This is a genomic window from Cryobacterium sp. AP27, assembly GCF_056680495.1.
In genome coordinates, this window is record NZ_CM155285.1 from 374733 (window position 1) to 398402 (window position 23670).

A 23670-nucleotide genomic window follows, 5' to 3' on the forward strand; every position below is an offset into this window, starting at 1 on the left:
CGGCACGAGCACGAGCAGACACGTACCGATCAGACCAGCACCGAGCTGAGCAGCAGGCTGGTCTCGCTGTTGACGATGCCGTCCACCGAGCGGATACGGCCGAGCAGGCCGTCGAAGTTGCCGAGGGTGTCGGTACGTAGTTCCGCCACCAGATCCCATCCGCCGTTTGTGGTGTGCAGGGCGTGGACCTCGGAGAATCCGCGCAGTTTGCGAATCACGGCGTCGGTGCTTCGGCCCTCAACTTCGAGGAGTGCGATGGCGCGGATGGAGGACGGGTCCCGATCTTCTCTGACCCGAACCGAGAAGCCCACCACCGTTCCCGAGGTTTGGAGGCGGTCGAGGCGTGCGGTCACCGTCGACCGGGTCACGTCGAGGTGCCGGGCAAGGCTTGCCACGGATTCCCGCGCGTTCACGCGAAGAAGTGCGAGCAGGCGGCGGTCCAGATCATCAAGCGTCGACATGACACTAAGTGTATGACCCGGCTCATTAGAATGCGCGTTTTGCTGGGCAAAATGATGCTCAAGAGCCATGGTGGCTGCACATCGCCTGGTAATAGCGTTGCAGTAACGAGGAAAGGAGGCGCCCATGGTGCGCTTCGTAGATGTGGAAAACATGACCAAGTGGATCGCCCAGGAGGGCGTCGAATCGATCATCACCGGCATGGTCGACTACCTGGAACACGACTTTCTGCGCTGGGAACTCTTCGACAAGACCTCGCGCGTGCCGAGCCATTCTGACTCCGGCGTGATCGAACTCATGCCAACGAGCGACGGTGACACCTACGCCTTCAAGTACGTCAACGGCCACCCGCTCAACCCGAGCCGCGGATACCAGACCGTGACGGCCTTCGGTGTGCTTGCGAACGTGTCCAACGGATACCCGACGTTTTGGTCGGAGATGACGCTGCTGACCGCGCTGCGGACCGGCGCGACCAGCGCCATGGTCGCCAAGCTCCTCGCGCGCCGCGATGCCAGCACGCTGGCCCTCATCGGCGCCGGAACGCAATCGGAATTCCAGGCCCTGGCCTTCCGCGCGATTCTGGGCATCACCCAGATCCGCGTCTGGGACACCGACCCCGCGGCACTGGACAAGTTCGTGCGCAACATGGCACCGCTCGGATTCGACATCGTCGTGGCCGGCAGCGCGCGAGAAGCCGTTCGCGGAGCCGATATCGTCACCACCTGCACGGCCGACAAGGCCAACGCCACCATCGTCACGAATGACATGATCGAACCCGGAATGCACCTGAACGCCATCGGCGGCGACTGCCCCGGCAAGACCGAACTCGACGCCGAGATCCTGCGCCGCGCATCCGTCTTCGTCGAGTTCCCGCCGCAGACTCGCGTCGAGGGCGAGATCCAGCAGCTCGACGCCGACTCACCGATCACCGAGCTGTGGCGGGTCATGGCAGGACGTTCCGCCGGGCGAACGTCGGACGAGCAGGTCACCGTGTTCGATTCCGTCGGCTTCGCGATCGAAGATTTCTCGGCGCTGCGCTACGTGCGCGATGCCGTCGACGGCACGGGCTTCTACGACGAGGTAGATCTCATCGCCAACCCCGCGGACCCGAAGGACCTCTTCGGACTCGTGACTGCCGCCACGCCCGCCCTCGTCTAGGGCCGCGTCGTGTCCGCCCAGGCTCCCAGCGCCGTCGTCCTCGTGCGGCCGCACCACTTTCACCCCAACCCGCAGACGCAAGCGGACAATGCCTTTCAGAGCGCCGCCGTGCCGGGGACGGGCATGGCCGGCCGCGCCTACGACGAGGTCTCGCTGGTGGCCGCGACGCTGCAGGAGCACGGCGTGACCGTGCACCTCTTCGACGACGATCACGACGCGTCGCCGGACAGTGTCTTCCCGAACAACTGGTTTTCCACCCACTCCGGTGGGCACGTGGCCCTGTACCCGATGTATGCGCCCAATCGACGCAGCGAACGCCGGCCGGATGTGATCGAGCTGCTCAAGGAGCGTTACCGGGTCCAGGATGTCATCGATTATTCCGGACTGGAGCACGACGGAATCTACCTCGAGGGCACCGGGGCCATGGTGCTCGACCATGTGAGCCGGGTCGCCTACGTGGCGCGATCGCACCGGGCCGACCCGATCGCGCTCGAGAGATTCTGCACGAACTTCGGCTACGAACCCATGGTCTTCGACGCGGTGGACGAAGCAGGCGTGGCCTGTTACCACACCAACGTCATGATGTGCGTTGCCACGGATTTCGCGTTGATCGGTCTGGACATGATCACCTCGGCCGGCCGCAGGCTGGAAATCGAGTCGCGCTTGGCCGCTCCTGGTCGTGCGGTCATCGGCCTCAGCCAGGCGCAGATTCGCGACTTCGTGGGCAATGCCATCGAGCTCCACGGGTCGGAGGGACGCATCCTCGCGCTGTCCCAGCGCGCATTCGCCGCCCTGACCGCGGAGCAGCTCTCGACCATCGAAAGGTCGACGCAGGTCGTTCCCCTCGCTGTTCCCACGATCGAACGTGCGGGTGGATCGGTGCGCTGCATGATCGCTGGTATTCATCTGGATTCGCGCTCTCCGCGCCCTTCAGCCGCCGCCGAAACACGGGGGCACACGCTCAGCGTCTAACGAACGGGAAGCGTCGTGCCCGCGGCCACCTAGGATGGCCGTGTGACAGAGCTCAAGCCGCACCCCGTTCCGAGTGATCGTGTCGCAGCGACCCGGCCGGCTTTTCCGGTGTGGCTCGCCGTGCTGTTCTCCGTCGGCATCGGCGCACTCTACGCGGTGCAGTCCCGCGTCAACGGGGAGCTGGGGCTGCGGATTGGAGACGGGTTCTCCGCCGCCGTGATCTCCTTCGGCTCGGGGCTGGTGATACTGGGTGTCGGCATGGTGGTGTGGCCGCCCGGTCGACGGGGTCTCGTTCAGGTCGCGGATGCGGTGCGCACCACAGAGCTGTCCTGGTGGCACCTGTCCGGCGGCGTCGCCGGCGCGTTCTTCGTGCTGGCGCAGGGGCTCACCGCGGCGTTGCTCGGAATCGCCCTCTTCACGGTCGCCATCGTGGCCGGCCAGACCGTGAGCGGCCTGCTGATGGATCGTTTCGGCATCGGGCCCGGTGGCCGACGCCCGCTCACCGCCACCAAGATCATTGGGGTGGTTGTTGCCCTGTGCGCCGTGGCCTGGACGGTGTCGGGCCAGCTGAAAACCGACGTGCCCCTGTGGTGGCTGTGGCTTCCGCTCGCGGCCGGCATCGCACAGGGCTGGCAGCAGGCCGTGAACGGGCACGTGCGCATCCGGGCCGGCAGCGCCCTCACCGCCACGTTTCTCAATTTTCTCACCGGCACCATCGTGCTCGTGATCGCCGCGGTGGTACACGGTTTCATCGCCGGCTTTCCCACGTCGCTCCCGACGGCTCCGTGGCTCTACCTTGGTGGCGCGATCGGCTGCATTTTCATCGCGGGCGCCACCATGGTCGTACGCACAACCGGTGTGCTCCTCCTCGGACTTTCCATCGTGGCCGGACAGCTGCTCTGCGCGCTCGCGATCGATGTGATTGCGCCCACGGCGGGGCATCCGCTCACCGTCACCACCGTCGGCGGATCAATGCTCGCCCTCGCCGCCGTGGTGATCGTCGGCTTTCGCTGGCGGCTCTTCGGCCGCCGCCGCCCGAGGCCGGCCTAGTCGTACCGCCGGGCGGGTACCCGCCGCTTGAACAGCAGAACCACCCACACGTATACGCCCACCAGCTGCCACAGGCCGCGCAGGGTGAGGTCGGCGGCCGAGGTCGGCGGCCGCGCCGCTCGCACGGGGCCGCCGGTGGACCGAACCATGATTGTGTTTCGTTTTTCGCTCACGCCGGCAGGCTACGATCACGCAGTGACGCTGCGGAGGCGCTCAGGTGACGCCAGTGTGTCCGGCGTCGGGCGGGGTGGTGCTACAGCGCACTGAGGTGTTCGCTCGCGTCGATCGGAGCGCGGTGGACCGGCTTGCACTCGGCGGGGACAGCTCCGACGTAGAGCCAGCCGAGCAACTGTTCGGACTCGCTGAGCCCATGCATGCGGTGCACGGCCTCGGCCCTGGTGTGGGGGCCGGTTCGCCACATGACGCCCCAGCCGGCCTCGTTGAGCAGCAGGGTCAGCAGGTGGGCGACTCCGGCCGCGGCGGCGTCCTGCTCCCAAACCGCGACCTTCTCACTCGGTCGTCGACAGGCCACGACGGCGATCAGAAGGGCGGCCCGCAACGGCTTGGCCGCCTGCTTGCGCGCCGCATCGCCGGTCAGACCGGCCGCTTCCACGAACGCCTGTCCGAGACGGTCACGGGCATCGTCACGCAGCTCGATCAGCCGCCAGGGGCGCAGGGAGGCGTGATCGGCCGCTCGCGCGGCCGCGGCGACGAACGGCAGCAGCTCGGCGTGGCTCGGCGCAATCGCGGTCACCTGTGAGTGAGAGCGACGGTTTTGCACGGCCTCAAGCACGGGGCGACGCGTGCCGTCGACGATCAACGGCGTGGGGTCGGCGATGGGCAATGCTATTCGGCGGGCTTGAAGTTGAGCGAGACGGAGTTCATGCAATAGCGGTCACCGGTGGGGGTACCGAATCCGTCATCGAAGACGTGTCCGAGGTGGGAACCGCATGCTGCGCAGCGAACTTCGGTGCGCACGGTGCCGAGCGACCGGTCTTCGATGAGCTCAACAGCTTCCGGGCGCACGGACTCGTAGAAACTGGGCCAGCCGCATCCGGAATCGAATTTGGTGCCGCTCTTGAACAGTTCGGCGTTGCAGGCGCCGCACGTGTAAATACCGGAGCGGGCTTCATCGAGCAATTCACCGGTCCACGGGCGCTCCGTGCCGGCTTCGCGAAGAACCGCGTACTTCTCAGGAGTGAGCTCTTCGCGCCACTGCGCGTCTGACTTCGTGACCTCGTGGTCCATGATGAATCCCTTCGTTGCCTCAGGCGCCTGCCGGCGGCCTCTACTCCCAGACTAAACTCGCCGACCGGTGGTGGAATTCCGTATTCCGTCAGGTCGAGGCGAATTTTCAGCCGAAATGCGGCAGGCCGAGGGAACTCGGACAACGGCCAGCGGCGGTGAATAGGATTGGCGGTGTTGCACGCTTTCCGTGCCACAGAGGCAGGTCCGTGTCGGAGGTAGCAGGTGGATGGTGCACGTGAAGCCGCTTCCACCCAGGCGGAACTGACCGAGAGAGATCTGGCCATTCTTGCGTTCGAGAAGAAATGGTGGCGAAGTGCCGGGGCCAAGGAAGAAGCCATCCGCGCTGAATTCGCCCTGTCAGCGGCCCGTTACTATCAACTCCTGGCTGTCTTGATCGATTCGCCCCGAGCCATTGCCCACGACCCGATGCTCATCAAACGGCTGCAGCGGATGCGTGAGGCTCGCGCGTCCGCACGAGCCGGGCGGTCCCTCAGCACATACGATCAGTAGTCAGTACCCCCAATCCGAGGACCGAGTCAGACCCACGATGCCTACTCATGACGCAAAAGACCGCTTCGACCACGTTCCGCATGACCTTCACCGGGTGGGCGCGCACCGAGCCCCCGGCCGCAAGGGGCGCGGGTGGGTGGCGTTCTGGTGGGCGCTGGCCGCGACGCTCGTGCTCATCGGCGCCGGCGTCGTCGGCATCCTTTCGCTGAACGACCGCCTCGACATCACCATCCCCGGCACCACCCCGTCGTCGACCTCCGCCGAAACACCGCCGACGTCCGAAACGCCGTCGGAGTCAGCGACTCCGACTCCGACTCCGACGCCGACACCGGTCGCGACGGTCGCTCCTGAGCTGTCTGTGGCTGTGCTGAACGGCTCCTCGTCCAACGGCGTGGCGGGATCCGCGACTCAGGTGCTGACGGAGGCCGGCTGGACCGTGGGGACCACGGGCAATGCCGACTCCCAGGATCAGCCGACCACCATCGTCTACTACGCCGACGCGTCGCTCGAGGGAGCCGCGCTCGGAATCGTGCAGTCGATTCCCGGGTCCGAAGCGCTCCTCGCCAACGATTTCGCCGACTCCGGCGCCGACCTGACCGTTGTCGTCGGAAACGACTACGTCATCCCATAGGGCGCAGAAACAGGCGTTCTACGTACCGGCCGCCGAACCCCGCGTCAACCCCCTTTTCTTCTGGCGTGCCTTCGCTACGCTCTGGGTGGTCAAACGTTTTGTCCGTGTACCACGCCCGTCGAGTGAGGGGTCGGCGCGCAGGCGAAGCGATCGCAGATTCTGCGGCAGGCCCGGTACGGCCAATGGGCAGTCGCCGACGCAATTACAGCACCAAGGAGCAACACATGGCGAACGGAACCGTAAAGTGGTTTAACGCTGAAAAGGGTTTCGGCTTCATCACCGTCGATGGGGGAGGGCAAGACGTTTTCGTTCACTACTCTGCCATCGACATGAGCGGATACAAGGTACTCGAAGAGGGCCAGCAGGTCAGCTTCGAGGTCGGCGCCGGGGCCAAGGGGCCCCAGGCCGAATCGGTTCGTCCGGCCTAAGCGTTTTATTCCAGGGCACACCCCGTACTAACGCCGCCCGCAGCGTCGGGCGGCGTTAGTGTGTCGAGGTGAAGGCAAAAAACATTCCGGCCGCCGGTCCCCGCTCAGTCGGACGCATCGTCGCGGTCATCATTCCGGCGCTGCTCCTCAGCGCGTGCTCCAGTGCAGCCACGGTCGCACCCACTCCGAGCGCGTCCGGGTGGGAATCAACCTATGTCGAGCCGGCGCCGATTGAGCTCGCCCCATTGCGTGGAACCGAGGTGGCCGCCGCGACGGCCGCGCATCCATCCATCTCGGCCAAGATCGACAACCACGACGCCGCACGGCCTCAAATCGGCCTGGAGCGCACGGATATCGTCTTTGAAGAACTCGTCGAGGGTGGAATTACCCGCTACGTGGCCGTGTGGCACTCCGACGTCCCCGACGTGATCGGCCCGGTGCGGTCAATCCGTCCGATGGACCCCGACATCATGTCTCCCTTCGGCGGGATCGCCGCGTATTCCGGCGGAGCCCAGGCTTTCCTGGGCATGATCCGCAGCGCGCCCGTGTTCAACGCCAGCTTCGACGAGGACACCACGGGACTGTTCTCGCGAATCAGCAGCAAATCTGCACCGCACAACGTGGTGCTTGAGGCCAGTGAGATGGTGAGCCGCCACAACGACCTTCCGGCACCCCCGCAACAGTTCGGCTACGCGCCGTCCGTTGCGGACTCCTCGGCAATGGTGGACGGCACCCCCATCTCGGCCATCAACATGCGATTCTCCACCGTGCGCTCGCCCAGTTGGAGCTGGGATGCCGCGGGAGCGTCCTACCTGCGCTCTCAGGAGGGTGCACCCGACCTGGACGGAAACGGCGCGCAGCTCACGTCGACGAACGTCCTCACCCTGCGCGTGGCGATCGACCACCGGTACGGGTCCATTCCCAAGACGATGATGATCGGCTCGGGGGAGGCATCCGTTTCGACCGGGGGACAGACCATCAGCGCCACCTGGGTGAAGGACTCGCGCGACGATCCCATTCGCTTCGTGGATGCCAACGGGGTCACCATTCGCCTCGCCCCGGGAAATACCTGGATCGAGCTCGTCCCCATCGATCAGGGATCCCTCGAGCTGTTGCCGTGAGCTGAGCCCTCGCCACACCCGGTTCGCTTGCACTCTCGACCCCAGAGTGCCAGAATCTAGTTAGCACTCTCACGTTTGAGTGCTAACCCATCATCGTTTTTGGAACGTCCGGGAGGGACGAGTTACACATATGGCAAAAATCATTGCATTCAATGAAGAGGCCCGTCGTGGGCTTGAGCGCGGCCTGAACATTCTCGCCGACACCGTCAAGGTCACCCTCGGCCCGCGCGGCCGTAACGTCGTTCTGGAGAAGAAGTGGGGCGCCCCCACGATCACCAACGACGGCGTCTCCATCGCCAAGGAGATCGAGCTCGACGACCCGTACGAGAAGATCGGCGCGGAGCTCGTCAAGGAGGTCGCCAAGAAGACTGACGACGTAGCCGGCGACGGAACCACCACCGCCACCGTGCTCGCCCAGGCTCTCGTCCGCGAAGGCCTGCGCAACGTCGCAGCCGGCGCTGACCCGATCAGCCTCAAGCGCGGCATCGAGAAGGCAACTGCTGCCGTCATCACCGAGCTCATCGCGAACGCGAAAGAGGTCGAGACCAAGGAAGAGATCGCGGCAACCGCATCCATCTCTGCCGGCGACCCCGAGATCGGCGCGATCATCGCCGAGGCCATCGACAAGGTCGGCAAGGAGGGTGTTGTCACCGTCGAGGAGTCGAACACCTTCGGCACCGAGCTTGAGCTCACCGAGGGCATGCGCTTCGACAAGGGCTACCTCTCCGCATACTTCGTGACCGACGCCGACCGTCAGGAAGCCGTCTTCGAAGACGCGTACATCCTGATCGTCAACTCCAAGGTCTCGAACATCAAGGACCTGCTCCCCATCGTGGACAAGGTCATCCAGACCGGCAAGCAGCTCCTCATCATTGCCGAGGACGTCGACGGCGAGGCTCTGGCCACGCTCGTCGTGAACAAGATCCGTGGCATCTTCAAGTCGGTCGCCGTCAAGGCTCCCGGCTTCGGAGACCGTCGCAAGGCCCAGCTTCAGGACATCGCCATCCTCACCGGTGGACAGGTCATCTCTGAAGAGGTCGGCCTCAAGCTCGAGAACGTCACGCTCGACCTGCTTGGTAACGCCCGCAAGGTCGTCATCACCAAGGACGAGACGACCATCGTTGAGGGTGCCGGAGACGTCGAGGCAATTGCCGGACGCGTTCAGCAGATCCGCAACGAGATCGAGAACACCGACAGCGACTACGACCGTGAGAAGCTCCAGGAGCGTCTCGCCAAGCTTGCCGGCGGCGTTGCCGTCATCAAGGCCGGCGCCGCGACGGAGGTTGAGCTCAAGGAGCGCAAGCACCGTATCGAGGACGCCGTTCGTAACGCGAAGGCAGCCGTCGAAGAGGGCATCGTCGCCGGTGGTGGCGTTGCGCTCATCCAGGCCGGCAAGACCGCCTTCGAGAAGCTTCAGCTGACCGGCGACGAGGCAACGGGCGCGAACATCGTGCGCGTCGCCATCGACGCCCCGCTCAAGCAGATCGCCCTCAACGCCGGCCTCGAGCCTGGCGTTGTCGCGGATAAGGTACGCAACCTGCCCGTCGGATTCGGCCTCAACGCCGCGACCGGCGAGTACGTTGACATGCTCGCTGCCGGCATCAATGACCCGGTGAAGGTCACCCGCTCCGCGCTGCTCAACGCAGCGTCGATCGCGGGTCTGTTCCTCACCACCGAGGCCGTTGTCGCCGACAAGCCCGAGAAGAACCCGGCTCCGGCCGGCGACCCCTCCGGTGGCATGGACTTCTAAGTCCGCCGCGGCACCACGCAGCACCGCACGATAAGAATGGGCGTCTCCCTCGGGAGGCGCCCATTTTTTGTGTCGGCGCTCGAGCCCGAGGGGTCGCTACTTCAGGAGATCCGGCGCCGCGCATCCGCCCGGCCGCGGATCGGCGCGGGCGTGGGGCGCCCCCGGGAGCGGATCTCCTGAAGTAGCGACCGACACCGGGGTGCGGCACGCAGGATGGGGCTGGGGCTGGGCCCGAACCTCGGGTGTGGGCGCGGGGGCCGGGTGTGGGCGCAGGCCGGCAGGGTGGGCGCGGGTCAGTCGGCGATCACCCAGGCGGTGGTGTTCTCGGGAAGCAGGCCCGCCTGCAGGGGAGCGCTCGTGAGCACCACCTCGCCCGCGGGCAGCGCGACGGGCGCTCCGGCGAAGTTGGTGATCGCGTGCCATCCCCCCGGACGCCCGAAGTGCAACACGTCCGGGTTAGCCGTCGGGAGCCACACGAGGTCTTCTTCATCCTGCAGCTCGCGGCGGAGGGCGAGAGCTCGGCGGTAGAAGAACAGCGTCGAATCCGGGTTCTGCTCCTGCACCTCCACGCTGAAATCGGCGAACCACGCCGGCTGCGGTAGGTGCGCTCCTGCGGTGCCGAAGCCGAAGGATGCGCCGGTGGCGGTCCAGGGGAGCGGCACACGGCATCCGTCGCGGCCCTTCTCAACGCCCTTGTTGCGGAAGAATGCGGGGTCCTGACGGTCAGCGTCCGGGATCTCGACGACTTCGTGCAGGCCGAGCTCTTCGCCCTGGTAGAGATAGGCGGATCCGGGAAGGGCGAGCATGAGCTGCGTGGCCGCACGGGCGCGGCGAGCTCCGAGATCCCGGTCCAGCGCCGGCGCCGCGCCGCCGGAGAGCACCCAGACCTTGCCGTCCTGACGGCTATCGCCGATGGGGAGACCGTAGCGGGTGGCATGGCGGACGACATCGTGGTTGGAGAAGACCCACGTGGACGAGGCGCCGGACGCCGCGGCCTCCGCGAGATTGAGCGTAATGATGTCCCGGAATTGTGCAGCGTCGAAGTCGGCCAGCAGCAGGTCGAAGTTGAATGCCTGTCCGAGGCCGCCGGTGCTCGCGTAACGCGCACGGCGAGTGGGGTGCACCCATGCCTCGGCAACAGCGGTGCGCGGGGGCGTGTACTCGTTGAACACGGCGCGCCACTCGGTGTAAATGTCGTGCACCTCATCGCGGTCCCAGAACGGATGCGAGCCGTCGACCTGCTCGCCTTCCAGGGTGAGGTCGCTGGTTGAGGGCAACGGCTCGGTGAGGTTCTTCGCGAGGGCATGCGCCACGTCGACGCGGAACCCGTCGACGCCGCGGTCAGACCAGAAACGCAGGGTCTTCAGAAAGTCGTCGCGCACCTCGCGGTTGTCCCAGTTCCAGTCGGGCTGTTCGGGGGCGAAGAGGTGCAGGTACCACTGGCCGGGCGTGCCGTCGGGCTCCTCGATCCGGTCCCACGCGCTTCCGCCGAACATCCCGGTCCAGTCGGAGGGGGGCAGATCGCCGCCGGGGCCGCGGCCCTCACGGAAAATGTACCGGGCGCGTGCCGCCGAACCGCGGGGGGAGGCGAGCGCTTCCTGGAACCACTCGTGCAGATTCGAGGAGTGGTTGGGAACGATGTCCGCGATGAGTTTGATTCCGTTCGCGTGCAGGGCCGCCGTCATCTCGTCGAAATCGGCAAGAGTGCCCAGTTTCGGATCCACGTCGCGATAGTCATCCACGTCGTAGCCGCCGTCGGCGAGTGCCGAGGGGTAGAAGGGGCTGAGCCAGACCGCGTCAATGCCGAGGCTCGCGAGATACGGAACCTTGGCGGTGATGCCCTTCATGTCGCCGATGCCGTCACCGTTCGAATCGGAGAAGCTGCGCGGATAGATCTGGTAGACCGCCGCCTGTCGCCACCAATTCGGGTCGGCCATGCGGTCGGCGTCTTGTGGACGGGAAAGGTGCGCGCGCTCGGTGGGGGTCATGACGAAGTCCTCTGCGTGATGCGTCGTGCTCGGCTTTGAGATAGAGTCTAAATCTATATGGCCCTCTCATTATGCGGAGCACGGGCTTCGCCCGTCAAGAAGGACTCCATGGAACTGACGGCCACCGGTCCCCAACTGCTGCGGCGCACGAACATGACGGTCATCCTCCGCCACATGCGCGCCGCGGGAGTGGTGACCGGCTCGGATCTGATGGCACACACCGGGCTGACCCGCGCAACCGTGATCGCCGCCTGCGACGACCTGATTCGCCTGGGGTGGGTGCTGGAAGTCGGCAGTGGTCGCTCGACGTCGGACAGTGTCAAGGGGCGCCCGGCCCGACACTTCCGGTTCAACCACGGCGCCGGGGCCGTCGTGGGGATTGATGTGGGCGCGGCGAAGACCACTGTTCTTGTGGCCGACCTCACGGGATGTCGGCTCGGCAAGGCGGTGGAGACCTTCAGCGCCTTCGAGGCGCCCGCTGCCGAACGCGTGGCCACGATTGACCGGGCAGTGTCGGAGGCCCTCGAGTCGGCGGGACTGACCCACCGGATGATTCTCGCCGCCGGGGTAGGGGTTGCCGCGGCGGTGAGCCGCGACGGCGTCATCTCCCACGGCCAGGAGTTCTGGGAGGCCTTCGACATGGGGTTGCAGGCGGAACTGTGGAGCCGGTTCGGATGGACGGCGCGGATCGAGAACGACGCGAATCTCGCAGCCCTGGCGGAACGATGGTGCGGCGTGGGCGCCGGGGTCGACGACCTGGCCGTGATGCTCGCCGGTGAGCGTATCGGAACCGGCCTGATGGAGAGCGGGAGGCTCCTGCACGGGAGCGCCGGTGGGGCGGGCGAGGTGGGGAGCCTCGAGCTCATTGGCGGAGTCGGAACGGCCGACGGCATCGCGGGCCTCGCCCGACTATGGGGTACCGCGGCCGTGGCCTGTGGGGCGCCCCCGACCACCCTGACGGCGCTGGGAGGCGGGGACGGCCCCGTCACGGCCGAGATGGTGTTTCACGCGGCGGCCGCGGGCGACGCCGTCGCCGGCGCGATTCTGCACCGTATCGCCCTGCGCATGGCCCGGGTGGTGGCGATGTTCGGGACCATGTTCAATCCCACGCTGGTTGTCATCGGCGGCGCGGTCGCGGCATCCGCCGGCACGCTCGTGGCTGCGATCGAAGGGGAGCTGCCCCGCTGGACGGCGACACCGCCGAGGGTGGCCGTGTCGACGCTGGGGGACGCGATCGTTGCCGTCGGTGCCGTTCGCCTGGCCCTCGACTACGTCGACGCGAACGCGCTCGAGCTGAACGTTGCGGCCGTCTGATCGGTGACCCCGGTCATCGCGCGAAGAGCCGGGTGTTGGCCTGCTCGATCTCGGCATACTGCTGGCCGGCCAGACCGAGCGCCTGGTTGAGCCCGGAGAGACATTCTTCGACCTGTTGCTGCACGGCCTTCCAATTGGCGACGGCGCCCTGGAAGGCCGCTGACGCCTGCCCCGACCAGACAGCGTCGATCCCGACGAGCTGTCCGTGCAGTCCGATCACGTCGGCCTCGATGCGACCGATCGTGCCGCGGGTGGCGTTTGCGGCAGACACAAGTGCCTCGCTGTCTACCTGGTAGCTGGTCATGACGTTCCTTTCCTTGAGGTGTGCTTCAACGATAGGAAACGATGCCCGCCGCCCCTCGCGGCACGAGTAATTTGTGCGCAACCGTCCACCGTCACGGGCGGTGGAGGGCCGGTCGTCTCAGGCCGTGCCGGGCTCTGTGAGCTGAGGTGCGCTCGGGCTACCGGCCAGGGGGAGGGACACCCGGAACGTCGCGCCGCCGCCCGGGGTCTCGACCATGTCAACGGTGCCGTTGTGTGAGGCGACGATTGCCGCCACGATCGCGAGGCCGAGCCCGCTGCCGCCGGTCTCTCTCGCTCTCGACGAGTCGGCGCGCCAGAATCGTTGGAAGATCTTCTCGCGAACCTGTGGGGGGATTCCTTCGCCGTGGTCGATGACCGAAATGGATGCGCGCTGGTTCACGGGGTCAACCGACACTTCGAGTTCGATCGGGCCGTCGGCGGCGGTGAAACGCATCGCGTTGCCCATCAGGTTGGTGATCACCTGGCGGATCTTGTTTTCCTCCGCCATGACGATCGCGGGCATCTCACCCGCGGCGGCGGTCGTGTCGACTGCCTCCTCAACGAGCGGCACGGGGGCATCCGTTCGACGGGGCTTTCGGGTACGCAGCCGTGCCAGCGTCGACGCGAACGAGAGCGCTCCCGTGGTGTGGGCGGTGTCGCTGTCGGCGACGCCGGCCGTTGACGGCTCGGACGACGTTGCGGCTGCGGATTCCGGGGACGCGATCGTGACCGGCGCCGGTGTCACCACGGTGACCTGGCGCGCCGGGGCGGAGGCCATGGCGTCGAGGGCCGCATCGCGGGCGAGCGGAACCAGGTCGACCGGCGCGAGGGCGAGCGGCTTGGTCTCGTCCAGTCGCGCCAGTTCCAGCAGGTCTTCGACGAGGCCGCCCATGCGGATGGCTTCCTTCTCGATTCGCTGCATGGCCTGCGCCACATCGTCGGGCGTCTGAAGGGCGCCCATCCTGTAGAGCTCGGCGTATCCGCGCACGGAGACGAGCGGCGTACGCAGCTCATGGCTGGCATCGCCGACGAACCGGCGCATCTGATCGATCGTGCGGGCACGGTCCTTGAAGGCCCGGTCGATGCGATTCAGCATGGTGTTGAGGGAACGGTTGAGGCGACCGACCTCGGTGTTCGGCGTGGCGCCGCCGAGCCGCTGGCTGAAATCACCGTCAGCGATGGCCGCGGCGGTGCGCTCAACTTCGCGCAGTGGGGCGAAGGTGGTCGTGACGAGCAGACGCGTGAGCATGGCCCCGATGAGCACAACGCCGGCGCCGAAGCCCAGGAAGATCGTGAGGTAGGTGGCCATGGTGTTCTCGGTGGGCCTCAGGGACACGGCCATCAGGAGCGTGCCGTAGGTTCCGTTGGGTGAGATCACCACGGGAACGGCGACCGCCAGAAAGGACGTGTCGTGCGACGCGTCGTACAGGGTCTGCGTGCGTCCGTCGAGCTTGGCGGTTTGCGCCAGGTTGAGCGGCATGCCCACGACGGGTAGGTCGGCGTGGTCGTGCTCTCGCCATGTGCGTGTGAGCAGCCGCCCGTCGGCGTCGTATAGGGCGGCGTAATAGCTGGAGGGCACCAGCTCGGCGCCGCCCTCGGACAGTGCCGACGACGACGACGACGTGAGCGTCGTCTGAATTTCGGCGCGCAACTGGGTGTCAACCTGCGCCACAACGTGCTGCTGCAGCATCGCCATGGTGCCGATGCCCGAAACAAGCAGACCGAGCGTGAGCATGAGCACGGTCACGCCCGTGATCTTGGATCGCAGCGAGGTGCGGCTCCAACGTTCGGACAATGACTGATGCATGAGAGCTCCAGTCTAGAGAACGAAGTCTGGGACTACGCCTTGGCCGCCTTGAGCATGTATCCGAAGCCGCGCTTGGTCTGGATGAGTGGCTCGCTCGAGTGCACGTCGACCTTTCGGCGCAGGTAGGAGATGTACGACTCCACGATTCCGGCATCACCGTTGAAGTCGTATTCCCACACATGATCGAGGATCTGCGCCTTCGACAGCACCCGGTTCGGGTTGAGCATGAGGTAACGCAGCAGTTTGAATTCGGTGGGGCTCAGCTCAATCGCTTCGGTTCCCACGAGCACCTCGTGCGTGTCCTGGTCCATCGTGAGCTCTCCGGCGCGGATGACGGCGTCCTCATCGGCGTGCATCGTGCGGCGCAGAATCGCCTTGATGCGTGCGACGATCTCGTCGAGGCTGAAGGGCTTGGTCACGTAGTCGTCGCCACCGACGGTGAGGCCGGTGATCTTGTCTTCCGTGTCGTCCTTCGCGGTGAGGAAGAGGATCGGAGCCGTGTATCCGGCGCTGCGAAGGCGTTTCGTCACGCCGAATCCGTTCATGTCGGGCAACATCACGTCGAGAATGATGAGGTCGGGCTCTTCCTCCAGTACGGCAGAAATCGCCTGGGCGCCGTTGCCGACGGCACGCACGGCGAAGCCGGCGAAGCGCAGGCTGGTCGTGAGCAGGTCGCGGATGTTCGGTTCGTCATCAACAATAAGAATGCGAGGGCCATCAGTCATGACCCCATTCTCTGCGCGTTAGCTGAAGGATTCCTGTGAGTAGACGGTGTGTGGTCGATTGCCCGCACCACGGCCGTTCTCGGGACCGTCGCGAATGAGAACATGGCACGGTACGATTTTGTCGCCCGACGGTGGCTGATCGACGCCACACGTGACCGGCACAAATAACACTGGAGGCCAGCCGATGAGCGCCGATACAACCGCGACAGGACTGCGTCTGCCGAAGATCGACGAGCCGCGGCGCCGGATGAACGGGCGCCTCTTCGACTTCTCCCGGGAGGTGGCGGTCATGGCCGTGATCAACCGCACACCCGATTCGTTTTACGACCGCGGGGCAACGTTCGCCCTCGACGCCTCCGTTGCCGCCGCGCTGAAGGCCATCGACGACGGCGCAGACTGGGTCGACATCGGAGGAGCCAAATTCGCCCCGGGCCCGGCGGTGCCGATTGCGGAGGAGATCAGCCGCGTCGTTCCGGTCGTTGAAGCGCTGCGTGGCACCGGGACGGTGATTTCCGTCGACACCTTCCACCCGACGGTCGCTCTGGCCGCGCTGCGCGCCGGCGCTCATGTGATCAACGACACGACGGGACTCCACGACCCGGCCATGGCCCGCGTCGTCGCGGACAGCGACGCGACACTGGTGATCACACACAGCCTGGCCGCCCCACGGACACAGTTCCCCTCGCCCACCTACGACGACGTCGTGCACGACGTCGTCGATTTTCTGCAGGCCAGGGTCGAGCGGGCCGTGGCCAACGGCGTGCCGACAGAACGCCTCGTGGTCGATCCGGGCCACGACCTGAACAAGAACACGCTGCACTCGCTCGAGATCACCCGACGCCTGCACGAGGTTGCCGCACTCGGACTGCCCACCCTCGTGGCCGTGTCCAACAAGGACTTCGTCGGCGAGACGCTCGACCGTGAGCGCGGGGATCGCGTGGAGGGTTCCCTCGCCGCCATGGTTGCGTGCATCCTGCAGGGGGCGCGCATCGTGCGCATGCACAACGTGACCGCCGCCGTCGACGCCGCTCGGATGACGGAGGCCATTCTCGGCTTTCGTCGGCCCGCCTACCTGCGGCACAACCAGTGATTCTCTCCCGCCCGGAGCTCATCCAGCGTCACCGGGTCGCCGACCGGCGCGTGCCGCTCGTGCGCGTCAATTTCATCGCGAGCATCGATGGCGCGTCCACCCACGACGGACTGAGCGGTGGCCTCAACAACGCCGACGACAAACTCGTTTTCGACACCCTCCGCATGCTCACCGACGTGATCCTGGTGGGCGCCGGCACCGTCCGCGCCGAGGGCTACGGCGGGGTGCGCCTGCCACCGGCGGATGCCGCCTGGCGCCTCGAACACGGCCTCGCACCGCAACCGCCCATCGCGATCGTGTCAGGACGGCTCGATCTGGACCCGAGGCATCCGATTTTCACCGATGCGGTCGTGCGCCCCCTCGTCGTGACCCACGCCCAGTCGCCCGTGCGCGCCCGGAACGCCCTCAGCCGCGTTGCCGATGTGCTCGTGTGCGGCGAGGACGCCGTCGACCCGGTGGCGATGGTGCTCGCTCTGTCGGTGCGCGGCTACCCGCAGATCCTGTGCGAGGGCGGGCCGAGCCTGTTCGGTGCGCTACTCGAGGCCGACTGCGTGGATGAAATGTGCCTGAGCGTGAGCCCCGTGCTGGAGGGCGGCTCCGCCGGTCGCATTTCGAACGGCCACGCCCAGGCCAGCCGGACCATGACGTTGTGGCATGTGTTCACCGCGGGGGACATGGTCTTCCTGCGCTACGTGCGCCGGCACCGGGCGGCGCCGCCCGCCCAGTAGCCCGGAGGAGCCTCAGACGGCGGCCTGGAGGCTTTGCGAGTCGAGGATCGTGTAGCTGTAGCCCTGCTCGGCGAGGAACCGCTGGCGGTTCTGCGCGAAGTCCTGGTCCACGGTGTCGCGGGCGACGAGCGTGTAGAAATTCGCAGAAAGACCCGACTCCTTAGGACGCAACAACCGTCCGAGGCGTTGGGCCTCTTCCTGGCGCGACCCATAAGAACCCGACACCTGGATGGCCACGGTCGCCTCGGGCAGGTCGACGGAGAAGTTCGCGACCTTCGACACGACGAGCACCTTCACCTCGCCCACGCGGAAGGCCTGGTACAGCCGCTCGCGTTCGTCGACCGGCGTCGCCCCGGTGAGCTGCGGCGCGTCCAGGACCGCCGCGAGTTCTTCGATCTGGTCGAGGTACTGCCCGATCACGAGGATGCGTTCGCCCTCGTGCCTGGCGATAAGTGCCTGCACCACGCCGAGTTTGGCCGGCGCCGTGGCGGCGAGGCGATAACGCTCATCATCGGCCGCGGCGGCGTAGGTGAGCCGTTCGGATTGGGGCAGGTCGATGCGCACCTCGAAGCAGGAGGCGGGCGAGATGAAGCCCTGGGCCTCGATCTCCTTCCACGGCGCGTCGAAGCGTTTGGGCCCGATCAGCGAGAACACGTCGCCTTCCCGGCCGTCTTCGCGTACGAGGGTGGCCGTGAGCCCGAGTCGACGACGGGCCTGCAGCTCGGCGGTGAGTTTGAAGACCGGCGCCGGCAACAGGTGCACCTCGTCGTAGATCACGAGGCCCCAGTCCATGGCGTCCAGCAATTCGAGGTGCGCGTACTCGCCCTTCCGCTTGGCGGTCAGGATCTGATAGGTGGCGATGGTGACCGGCTTGACCTCTTTCACCTGCCCCGAGTACTCGCCGATCTCATCCGCGGTCAGCGTCGTGCGTTTGAGCAGCTCATCGCGCCACTGGCGCGCCGACACCGTGTTGGTCACGAGGATGAGCGTGTTGGTCTTGGCGGTGGCCATGGCCCCGGCGCCCACCAGTGTCTTGCCGGCGCCGCAGGGCAGCACGACGACGCCGGAGCCACCGTCGAAGAAGCTCGACACGGCCTTGTTCTGGTAGTCGCGCAGCGCCCACCCGTCTTCGAGCAGGGCGATCTCATGCGGGGTTCCAGGCGTGTAACCGGCGAGGTCTTCGGCGGGCCAGCCGAGCTTCACCAGCTCCTGCTTGAGCTGCCCGCGCGCCCATGGCTCCACCAGGTAGGTGTCGGTGGACGGGTGGCCGATCAGCAGCGGCGCGATGCGCTTGGCGCCGGCGATTTCGGTGAGCACGGCCTGGTCGTTGCTCTGCAGCACGAGGCTGCCCTCGCCGTCCCGTTCGATCACGAGGCGACCGTAGCGACCGACGGTTTCGGTGATGTCCACCGCCACTGTTTGCGGGATCGCGAATTTTGAATACTTCTCGAGCGTGGCGAGCATATCCGAGGCATCGTGCCCCGCGGCTCGGGCGTTCCACAGACCGAGCCGGGTTATGCGGTAGGTGTGAATGTGCTCCGGGGCGCGTTCGAGTTCAGCGAAAACGGCGAGATCGTGCCGCGCATCCTCCGCGAAAGGGTGCGCGACCTCGAGCAAAACCGTGCGGTCACTTTGGACGATCAGTGGGCCATCAGACATAGCCAGCAAGCCTACGCCCGTTGGGCGTCGAAGCCGTACAGCTACGGTGCAGGAGTGATGCTGATAATGCTCGAGATCGGCAGGGTGCGCTCAATGTCAGCACGGCGGTCGCGCGCCCGAAAGCGTCCGCCGCCCACGCTCGCCGGCTCCAGCAAATAGTCCACGACAACGCCGCCGGGCATGCTGATGCTCACCGTCACCGTGGCCTTGGAGCGGATGGCGGTATCCAGTTGACGGGCGAGCCAGGCATCCGCCGCCATCACTTCGCCCCCGTCGCTCGCGCGAAGCTTGTCGACCAGGGTCTGGGCCGGGTCGACCGGTGTCTGCGGGACGACGCGGGCCATCTGGTGACGGCGCAAGTGAACGATCTCGCCCGCGGCATTTTCGGCCGCCACCGGGTAGCGGGCGTCGCTGAGCGCCCAGAAAATGAGGTCGGCGGCGAAACGGGAGATGAGCCGGTCGCCGTCACGTTCGAGCCCCAGCGCGGAGAGAGTCTGGTCGACCGCGATGGTTCCCAGGAGCGCGGCATCGTGGGAGGACACGTAGCTGTGCAGGGGGGCGGCCCCGGTGGGCAGGCTGCCGACACGAACGCGACCGTACCGTGCGGCCGATTCCTCGATCAGGTACTGAACCGGCTGCGGAATGCCGGTGAGAGAAATGGCGCCGAGGAACGTCAGCAGCGTCTCCGCATTCTCGCCCGCGGCGAGGGCCCGGTTCACGGATGCCGCGGTGATGCGGTAACTCGACGCCAGCTCCCGTCCTTCTACATCGGCGAGGCAGCGAAGCCGCGCGTCGATCGAGGGGGCGAGGGGACCGGGCGCCACAATCGAGAGATCGTGCTGCAGGTACACGGCGCCCACCTCGGAGGGCAGGGATTCGGTCATGGTGGCGGTCGCCGATTCGAGGTCGCGGCCGAGCACGTGCGCGCCGGCGCGGCTGGTCGCCTCCTGCACCGTGAGTCCGAGGATTTCGGCGTCGCGGGCGAACTGGGCGACCTGGGTGGCCATCCACTCGCCACCGGCCGGATACAGCCAATCGACGAAGCCGCGTAACCCGGCGCCCCACACGACCCCCGCTTCTCGAGGGAGGATGTCCCGCACGGAGTTCGGCACGTTCTGGAGCCAGGCCTGCGCGAGGGAGGCCCAGCGCTCGGAGGTGGCGCTGAGCAGCCACGACTCCCCGGTCTCGGTTTCCATCCAGTAACCGTCGGAGTGGGCGATCAGGTCGGCTCGGGCCGCGATACTCACGAGAATGGGGACGTTCTCCACCTCGACACTCATCACCAGGGCCAGGCGCTTGGTGTCGGGCAGTCCGAGACCGCCGCGGCTGAGTTCCCTGGCCGGGTCCCTGGCCAGTTCGCTGACGAGTTCCGCGATGGAGGACACGCACGCGAAGGCGCGCTCGGCGGCGAGCTGGTTGGCGAACGCGATGTCGAACCCCTCGGCCGGGGCGAGATCGACGGGGGCCGGTACGGATGCCAGTTGGACAGCGCTGGGCAGGCCCTGAGTCGGCCAGGCGAGGAGCTGGGTCGAGACGGCGTCGTAGGGGCTTAGCCGACCGTCGACGATGCGACACAGGAGCATGGCATCGAGTTCGGCGGCCCGGGCGGCCACCTGCTCGGCAGATACGACGGTGCCGCTCAGGTCGCAGAGGTGCGCGGTGACCTCGCTGAGCGTTGGCGCGGGAACGGTGCCGGTCGAGGCCGCGGCGGGGTCGATGGCGCTCAGCCGGGCGGCTTCGACGGTGCCGGCCCGAACGAGCTCGCCGGCGCCGGCGAGGACGGCGAGCGTGGCGCGATCCAGATGAGCGAGGGTTTTCTGCACCGCGCCCGGTTCCAGCAGGGCGTCGGCAAGGTCAAAGAAATCGCGGATGCCCGCCGGAGTCACCCGGCGCACCTCGAGGGCACGGCGAAGGGTGGTGTCGTCGAGGGCACGCAGGCGGGTGGCGAGTGACAGCATCCGATTACTCGTTTGCCCGGGACTCGCGGCGGCGACGCATGCCGACGAACAGGATGAGACCGATGGTCAACAGAAAGGCGACCGGCAGACCGTACAGCGGAAGAACGAACAGGAACGGCCAGAGGCCCTTGCTGAAGCCGTCATCCGCGCCGGCGCCGGCGGCCGTGCCGGCGATGATCGCAATGAACGACAAGATCGAGAGTCCCACCACCCCCGCGACCATGTACGCCAAGATGCGCTCGAGCCGGCCGGTGGAGGCTGAATTTTGATTGGTCACACTCTAAGGATACGGGGCGCGACCAGCTGGAACGGAATATGCTGGACCCGCACCTAGCGCGGTTTCGCGCGCCCCACACACCCCTAACTCCAGCGAGGTCCAGATGCCCACCGGCAAGGTCAAGTTCTACGACGAGGAAAAGGGTTTCGGCTTCATCACTTCTGATGACGGCCACGAGGTCTTTCTCCACGCTTCTGCACTGCCCTCCGGCGTGACGGTGAAAGCCGGCACGAAACTGGAGTTCGGCATTGCCGATGGAAAGCGCGGCGCCCAGGCGCTCTCCGTTCGCGTGATCGAGGCACCCCAGAGCCTCTCCAAAATCAATCGCAAACCGGCCGACGACATGGCCATCATTGTTGAAGACCTCGTGAAGATGCTGGACGGGATCGGCGCCAATCTGCGCCGCGGCCGCTATCCGGAAAGCTCGCACAGCCACAAGATTGCAGCAATGCTGCGGAAAGTTGCAGAAGAACTGGATGCCTGATGACGATGCCACCCTGCCCGTGACGAGTGAGCGCGCCCAGTCCGACAGCACCACGCCTCCGGCAATCGTTGCCGATGACGTGCTTCTCGGTGCCGTCGAGCTGGCCCGTACGGCGCTGCAGGAGATCACCCCTGCCGAGTCGATCGGCGAACTGCTCGGGCACAAGGTCGAGGGCGAGCGCGTCGTTTCGCTGCACTTCGATTGCACGCTGAGCGGCTACCCGGGATGGCACTGGACCGTGTCACTCGCGCGCATCGACGAGAACGCCGCGGCGACCGTGCTGGAGACCGAGCTGATGCCCGGCGAGTACGCGCTGACCGCGCCGGACTGGGTCCCGTGGTCCGACCGCCTGATTGACGGCGAGGGAGATTCCGACGACGACACGGCCGACGAGTCGGATGACGACGAATCGGATGACGACGACGCCGACGATGAGGAATCAGACGAGGGTGAACACGACGAGGCAGACCACCTCGACGACGATCACCTGGACGGCGTCGACTTCGACACCGAGGACCACTGACCTCGGACCTAAATGCGGCACGCCGCGGCTCCAGCGTGGGGATGCGGCGTGTCGCGAGAATGTCCGAGGTTGCGTGCGGTGCCGCCCGACCGACGAGCTAGCGGCGCCGCCGCAGCTGCACCCACAACAGGGCGAGAAGGCCCAGCGCCACGCCGATCACGGCGCACCAGACCCACCAGGCCCGGCCGGCCTCGGTGATCTGGTCGCGCCAGATCAGGGCGGCCGCGAGGGCGAGCAGCCACGCAACGGTGCCGGTGAGCAGCGCGGCGCGGGCATCCGCTCTGGCGGGCAGGGGATCAGGCCGGCGTTCGCTGTCTTTCAACCACAATCGCATCGGCCTGCTCCTGTCTCTGTCTAGTCGCCGAGGTGTCCGACAACGTGCTCGATGGACTGCACGAGCCGACGAACATCGTTCGGGTCGATGGCCGTGAAGGTGCCCACGCGCAGTTGGTTGCGGCCGAGCTTGCGGTACGGCTCGGTGTCGAGAATGCCGTTGGCGCGCAGAGTACGGCTGATGGCCGAGGCGTCGACGGAGTCGTCGAAGTCGATCGTTGCGACGACCTGCGAGCGGTGCGCCCTGTCGGTCACGAAGGGAGTCGCATAGTCGACGCTGTCGGCCCAGTCGTAGAGGATGGATGACGATTCCCGCGTTCGCGCGGATGCCCAGGGCAGTCCGCCGCTCTCGTTGATCCAGTCGATCTGGCTCTCCAGAAGCAGCAGGGTGCTGAGGGCTGGTGTGTTCAGGGTCTGGTTGAGACGGGAATTATCGATCGCGTTCTTGAGACTGAGGAACTCCGGGATGTAACGTCCGCTCGCATGGATGCGCTCGACGCGTTCGAGTGCGGCGGGGGAGAAGAGGGCCAGCCACAGGCCACCGTCGGAGGCGAGGTTTTTCTGCGGCGCGAAGTAATAGACATCCGCCTGGTCGGCCGCGAAATCGATGCCGGCCGCGCCGCTCGTGGCGTCGATCACGGTGAGGGCGCCTTCGTCCGCGACGACACGGGTGACCGGGGCCATCACACCGGTCGATGTCTCGTTCTGCGGCCACGCGTACACGTCAATGCCGTCCAGTGGCGCGACTTCACTGCGAGAACCGGGCTCTGCGGACACCACGTCGGGGGCGTCGAGGAAGGGCGCGGCGGCGGCCTTGGCGAACTTTCCGCCGAATTCGCCGAACACCAGGTGCTGGCTGCGCTTCTCGATCAGCGAGAAGACGGCGGAATCCCAGAACGCGGTGGAACCGCCGTTGCCGAGCACGACTTCGTAGCCTTCAGGAATATCGAAGAGCTCGGCGAGGCCCGCGCGCACGCGGCCGACAAGCTCTTTCACGGGGGGCTGACGGTGGCTCGTTCCGAGAATTCCGGTCGCGAATCCAATCAGGTGATCGAGTTGTTCGCGACGGATTTTCGATGGGCCGCAGCCGAATCGTCCGTCAAGGGGCAGCAGTTCAGTGGGAATCATCAGGTCCGGCATACGGCGATTCTAGT

Annotated in this window: 26 protein-coding genes; 13 read left to right on the forward strand and 13 right to left on the reverse strand. The window is 66.4% G+C overall.

Annotated features, from left to right (window positions below; genetic code table 11):
- Window positions 1-29: 29 nt before the first annotated feature.
- On the reverse strand, window positions 30-461 hold the full coding sequence (locus AC1MB9_RS01775) for an Lrp/AsnC family transcriptional regulator (protein ID WP_479963329.1): 432 nt from the start codon (window positions 459-461) through the stop codon (window positions 30-32).
- Window positions 462-585: 124 nt separating this feature from the next.
- Here AC1MB9_RS01775 and AC1MB9_RS01780 point away from each other — a divergent pair, with 124 nt between their 5' ends.
- From AC1MB9_RS01780 to AC1MB9_RS01790, 3 genes are read left to right on the forward strand one after another with little or no spacing between them, the layout of a single operon-like run.
- A complete protein-coding gene (locus AC1MB9_RS01780; RefSeq protein WP_479963330.1) occupies window positions 586-1617 on the forward strand; it encodes an ornithine cyclodeaminase in 1032 nt (343 codons plus the stop codon).
- 9 nt (window positions 1618-1626) lie between these two features.
- Complete coding sequence (gene ctlX / locus AC1MB9_RS01785) at window positions 1627-2589, forward strand: citrulline utilization hydrolase CtlX (protein ID WP_479963331.1); 963 nt, start codon at window positions 1627-1629, stop codon at window positions 2587-2589.
- Window positions 2590-2631: 42 nt separating this feature from the next.
- Window positions 2632-3639 carry a DMT family transporter gene (locus AC1MB9_RS01790; RefSeq protein WP_479963332.1) on the forward strand — a complete coding sequence of 336 codons (1008 nt, stop codon included), beginning with the start codon at window positions 2632-2634 and terminating at the stop codon, window positions 3637-3639.
- Here AC1MB9_RS01790 and AC1MB9_RS01795 read toward each other — a convergent pair.
- From AC1MB9_RS01795 to msrB, 3 genes are all read right to left on the reverse strand, one after another.
- On the reverse strand, window positions 3636-3812 hold the full coding sequence (locus tag AC1MB9_RS01795; RefSeq protein WP_479963333.1) for a hypothetical protein: 177 nt from the start codon (window positions 3810-3812) through the stop codon (window positions 3636-3638). The two genes, AC1MB9_RS01790 and AC1MB9_RS01795, sit on opposite strands and share 4 nt — an antisense overlap.
- A gap of 80 nt (window positions 3813-3892) precedes the next feature.
- The gene (locus tag AC1MB9_RS01800; RefSeq protein WP_479963334.1) at window positions 3893-4483 is read right to left on the reverse strand and encodes a nitroreductase family protein; all 591 of its coding nucleotides are present in this window, start codon (window positions 4481-4483) and stop codon (window positions 3893-3895) included.
- Between the two features lie 2 nt (window positions 4484-4485).
- Entirely contained in the window at window positions 4486-4887 is a 402-nt protein-coding gene (msrB, locus tag AC1MB9_RS01805; protein ID WP_479963335.1) for a peptide-methionine (R)-S-oxide reductase MsrB, read from the reverse strand.
- Between the two features lie 222 nt (window positions 4888-5109).
- On the opposite strand from msrB, the gene AC1MB9_RS01810 reads away from it, so the two are divergent.
- The 5 genes from AC1MB9_RS01810 (at window position 5110) to groL (ending at window position 9327) form a co-directional block, all read left to right on the forward strand.
- Window positions 5110-5397, forward strand: coding sequence for a DUF3263 domain-containing protein (locus AC1MB9_RS01810; protein ID WP_479963336.1), 288 nt, complete (start codon window positions 5110-5112; stop codon window positions 5395-5397).
- Between the two features lie 37 nt (window positions 5398-5434).
- Entirely contained in the window at window positions 5435-6028 is a 594-nt protein-coding gene (locus tag AC1MB9_RS01815; protein ID WP_479963337.1) for a LytR C-terminal domain-containing protein, read from the forward strand.
- Between the two features lie 224 nt (window positions 6029-6252).
- Window positions 6253-6456, forward strand: a complete 204-nt coding sequence (locus AC1MB9_RS01820) for a cold-shock protein (RefSeq protein WP_479963338.1) — start codon at window positions 6253-6255, stop codon at window positions 6454-6456.
- A gap of 68 nt (window positions 6457-6524) precedes the next feature.
- Window positions 6525-7577 (forward strand): DUF3048 domain-containing protein, encoded by a 1053-nt coding sequence (locus AC1MB9_RS01825; protein ID WP_479963339.1) that lies wholly within the window; start codon window positions 6525-6527, stop codon window positions 7575-7577.
- A gap of 130 nt (window positions 7578-7707) precedes the next feature.
- The gene (gene groL / locus AC1MB9_RS01830; RefSeq protein ID WP_479963340.1) at window positions 7708-9327 is read left to right on the forward strand and encodes a chaperonin GroEL; all 1620 of its coding nucleotides are present in this window, start codon (window positions 7708-7710) and stop codon (window positions 9325-9327) included.
- Between the two features lie 293 nt (window positions 9328-9620).
- On the opposite strand, the gene AC1MB9_RS01835 is transcribed toward groL, so the two are convergent.
- A complete protein-coding gene (locus tag AC1MB9_RS01835; protein WP_479963341.1) occupies window positions 9621-11315 on the reverse strand; it encodes a glycoside hydrolase family 13 protein in 1695 nt (564 codons plus the stop codon).
- A 108-nt stretch (window positions 11316-11423) separates the two neighbouring features.
- Between AC1MB9_RS01835 and AC1MB9_RS01840 the strand changes: the two genes are divergently transcribed.
- Window positions 11424-12629, forward strand: a complete 1206-nt coding sequence (locus tag AC1MB9_RS01840; RefSeq protein ID WP_479963342.1) for an ROK family protein — start codon at window positions 11424-11426, stop codon at window positions 12627-12629.
- A gap of 13 nt (window positions 12630-12642) precedes the next feature.
- Here AC1MB9_RS01840 and AC1MB9_RS01845 read toward each other — a convergent pair whose 3' ends face one another.
- From AC1MB9_RS01845 to AC1MB9_RS01855, 3 genes are all read right to left on the reverse strand, one after another.
- The gene (locus AC1MB9_RS01845; RefSeq protein ID WP_479963343.1) at window positions 12643-12933 is read right to left on the reverse strand and encodes a WXG100 family type VII secretion target; all 291 of its coding nucleotides are present in this window, start codon (window positions 12931-12933) and stop codon (window positions 12643-12645) included.
- 117 nt (window positions 12934-13050) lie between these two features.
- On the reverse strand, window positions 13051-14739 hold the full coding sequence (locus AC1MB9_RS01850; RefSeq protein ID WP_479963344.1) for a sensor histidine kinase: 1689 nt from the start codon (window positions 14737-14739) through the stop codon (window positions 13051-13053).
- Window positions 14740-14771: 32 nt separating this feature from the next.
- Complete coding sequence (locus AC1MB9_RS01855; RefSeq protein ID WP_092112483.1) at window positions 14772-15464, reverse strand: response regulator transcription factor; 693 nt, start codon at window positions 15462-15464, stop codon at window positions 14772-14774.
- A gap of 184 nt (window positions 15465-15648) precedes the next feature.
- On the opposite strand from AC1MB9_RS01855, the gene folP reads away from it, so the two are divergent.
- Together folP and AC1MB9_RS01865 are read left to right on the forward strand one after the other, a co-directional pair.
- Window positions 15649-16554, forward strand: coding sequence for a dihydropteroate synthase (gene folP / locus AC1MB9_RS01860; protein WP_479963345.1), 906 nt, complete (start codon window positions 15649-15651; stop codon window positions 16552-16554).
- Window positions 16551-17282, forward strand: a complete 732-nt coding sequence (locus AC1MB9_RS01865) for a pyrimidine reductase family protein (RefSeq protein WP_479963346.1) — start codon at window positions 16551-16553, stop codon at window positions 17280-17282. Before folP ends, AC1MB9_RS01865 begins: the two co-directional genes overlap by 4 nt.
- Window positions 17283-17294: 12 nt before the next feature.
- Here the strand turns inward: AC1MB9_RS01865 and AC1MB9_RS01870 are convergent, their stop codons facing one another.
- From AC1MB9_RS01870 to AC1MB9_RS01880, 3 genes are read right to left on the reverse strand one after another with little or no spacing between them, the layout of a single operon-like run.
- Complete coding sequence (locus tag AC1MB9_RS01870) at window positions 17295-18941, reverse strand: DNA repair helicase XPB (RefSeq protein ID WP_479963347.1); 1647 nt, start codon at window positions 18939-18941, stop codon at window positions 17295-17297.
- Window positions 18942-18982: 41 nt separating this feature from the next.
- Complete coding sequence (locus AC1MB9_RS01875; RefSeq protein WP_479963348.1) at window positions 18983-20899, reverse strand: helicase-associated domain-containing protein; 1917 nt, start codon at window positions 20897-20899, stop codon at window positions 18983-18985.
- Window positions 20900-20903: 4 nt separating this feature from the next.
- Window positions 20904-21176 carry a hypothetical protein gene (locus AC1MB9_RS01880; RefSeq protein ID WP_479963349.1) on the reverse strand — a complete coding sequence of 91 codons (273 nt, stop codon included), beginning with the start codon at window positions 21174-21176 and terminating at the stop codon, window positions 20904-20906.
- A 103-nt stretch (window positions 21177-21279) separates the two neighbouring features.
- On the opposite strand from AC1MB9_RS01880, the gene AC1MB9_RS01885 reads away from it, so the two are divergent.
- Window positions 21280-21660, forward strand: coding sequence for a cold-shock protein (locus tag AC1MB9_RS01885; protein WP_479963350.1), 381 nt, complete (start codon window positions 21280-21282; stop codon window positions 21658-21660).
- Window positions 21653-22183 carry a DUF3027 domain-containing protein gene (locus AC1MB9_RS01890; protein ID WP_479963351.1) on the forward strand — a complete coding sequence of 177 codons (531 nt, stop codon included), beginning with the start codon at window positions 21653-21655 and terminating at the stop codon, window positions 22181-22183. The genes AC1MB9_RS01885 and AC1MB9_RS01890 overlap by 8 nt, the downstream gene beginning before the upstream one ends.
- A 97-nt stretch (window positions 22184-22280) precedes the next feature.
- On the opposite strand, the gene AC1MB9_RS01895 is transcribed toward AC1MB9_RS01890, so the two are convergent.
- Together AC1MB9_RS01895 and serC are read right to left on the reverse strand one after the other, a co-directional pair.
- The gene (locus tag AC1MB9_RS01895; protein ID WP_479963352.1) at window positions 22281-22517 is read right to left on the reverse strand and encodes a DUF2530 domain-containing protein; all 237 of its coding nucleotides are present in this window, start codon (window positions 22515-22517) and stop codon (window positions 22281-22283) included.
- Between the two features lie 20 nt (window positions 22518-22537).
- Complete coding sequence (gene serC, locus AC1MB9_RS01900; protein ID WP_479963353.1) at window positions 22538-23656, reverse strand: phosphoserine transaminase; 1119 nt, start codon at window positions 23654-23656, stop codon at window positions 22538-22540.
- Between the last annotated feature and the right edge of the window lie 14 nt (window positions 23657-23670).

Excerpts from the sequence above, each read along its gene's own strand:
- AC1MB9_RS01850 (WP_479963344.1), bottom strand. The coding sequence starts at position 14,739 with ATGCATCAGTCATTGTCCGAACGTTGGAGCCGCACCTCGCTGCGATCC.
- AC1MB9_RS01855 (WP_092112483.1), bottom strand. The coding sequence starts at position 15,464 with ATGACTGATGGCCCTCGCATTCTTATTGTTGATGACGAACCGAACATC.
- msrB (WP_479963335.1), bottom strand. The coding sequence starts at position 4,887 with ATGGACCACGAGGTCACGAAGTCAGACGCGCAGTGGCGCGAAGAGCTC.
- AC1MB9_RS01780 (WP_479963330.1), top strand. The coding sequence starts at position 586 with ATGGTGCGCTTCGTAGATGTGGAAAACATGACCAAGTGGATCGCCCAG.
- AC1MB9_RS01895 (WP_479963352.1), bottom strand. The coding sequence starts at position 22,517 with ATGCGATTGTGGTTGAAAGACAGCGAACGCCGGCCTGATCCCCTGCCC.
- AC1MB9_RS01840 (WP_479963342.1), top strand. The coding sequence starts at position 11,424 with ATGGAACTGACGGCCACCGGTCCCCAACTGCTGCGGCGCACGAACATG.
- AC1MB9_RS01820 (WP_479963338.1), top strand. The coding sequence starts at position 6,253 with ATGGCGAACGGAACCGTAAAGTGGTTTAACGCTGAAAAGGGTTTCGGC.
- AC1MB9_RS01835 (WP_479963341.1), bottom strand. The coding sequence starts at position 11,315 with ATGACCCCCACCGAGCGCGCGCACCTTTCCCGTCCACAAGACGCCGAC.
- AC1MB9_RS01885 (WP_479963350.1), top strand. The coding sequence starts at position 21,280 with ATGCCCACCGGCAAGGTCAAGTTCTACGACGAGGAAAAGGGTTTCGGC.
- groL (WP_479963340.1), top strand. The coding sequence starts at position 7,708 with ATGGCAAAAATCATTGCATTCAATGAAGAGGCCCGTCGTGGGCTTGAG.
- AC1MB9_RS01890 (WP_479963351.1), top strand. The coding sequence starts at position 21,653 with ATGCCTGATGACGATGCCACCCTGCCCGTGACGAGTGAGCGCGCCCAG.
- AC1MB9_RS01845 (WP_479963343.1), bottom strand. The coding sequence starts at position 12,933 with ATGACCAGCTACCAGGTAGACAGCGAGGCACTTGTGTCTGCCGCAAAC.
- AC1MB9_RS01870 (WP_479963347.1), bottom strand. The coding sequence starts at position 18,941 with ATGTCTGATGGCCCACTGATCGTCCAAAGTGACCGCACGGTTTTGCTC.
- AC1MB9_RS01775 (WP_479963329.1), bottom strand. The coding sequence starts at position 461 with ATGTCGACGCTTGATGATCTGGACCGCCGCCTGCTCGCACTTCTTCGC.
- AC1MB9_RS01815 (WP_479963337.1), top strand. The coding sequence starts at position 5,435 with ATGCCTACTCATGACGCAAAAGACCGCTTCGACCACGTTCCGCATGAC.
- folP (WP_479963345.1), top strand. The coding sequence starts at position 15,649 with ATGAGCGCCGATACAACCGCGACAGGACTGCGTCTGCCGAAGATCGAC.
- serC (WP_479963353.1), bottom strand. The coding sequence starts at position 23,656 with ATGCCGGACCTGATGATTCCCACTGAACTGCTGCCCCTTGACGGACGA.
- AC1MB9_RS01875 (WP_479963348.1), bottom strand. The coding sequence starts at position 20,899 with ATGCTGTCACTCGCCACCCGCCTGCGTGCCCTCGACGACACCACCCTT.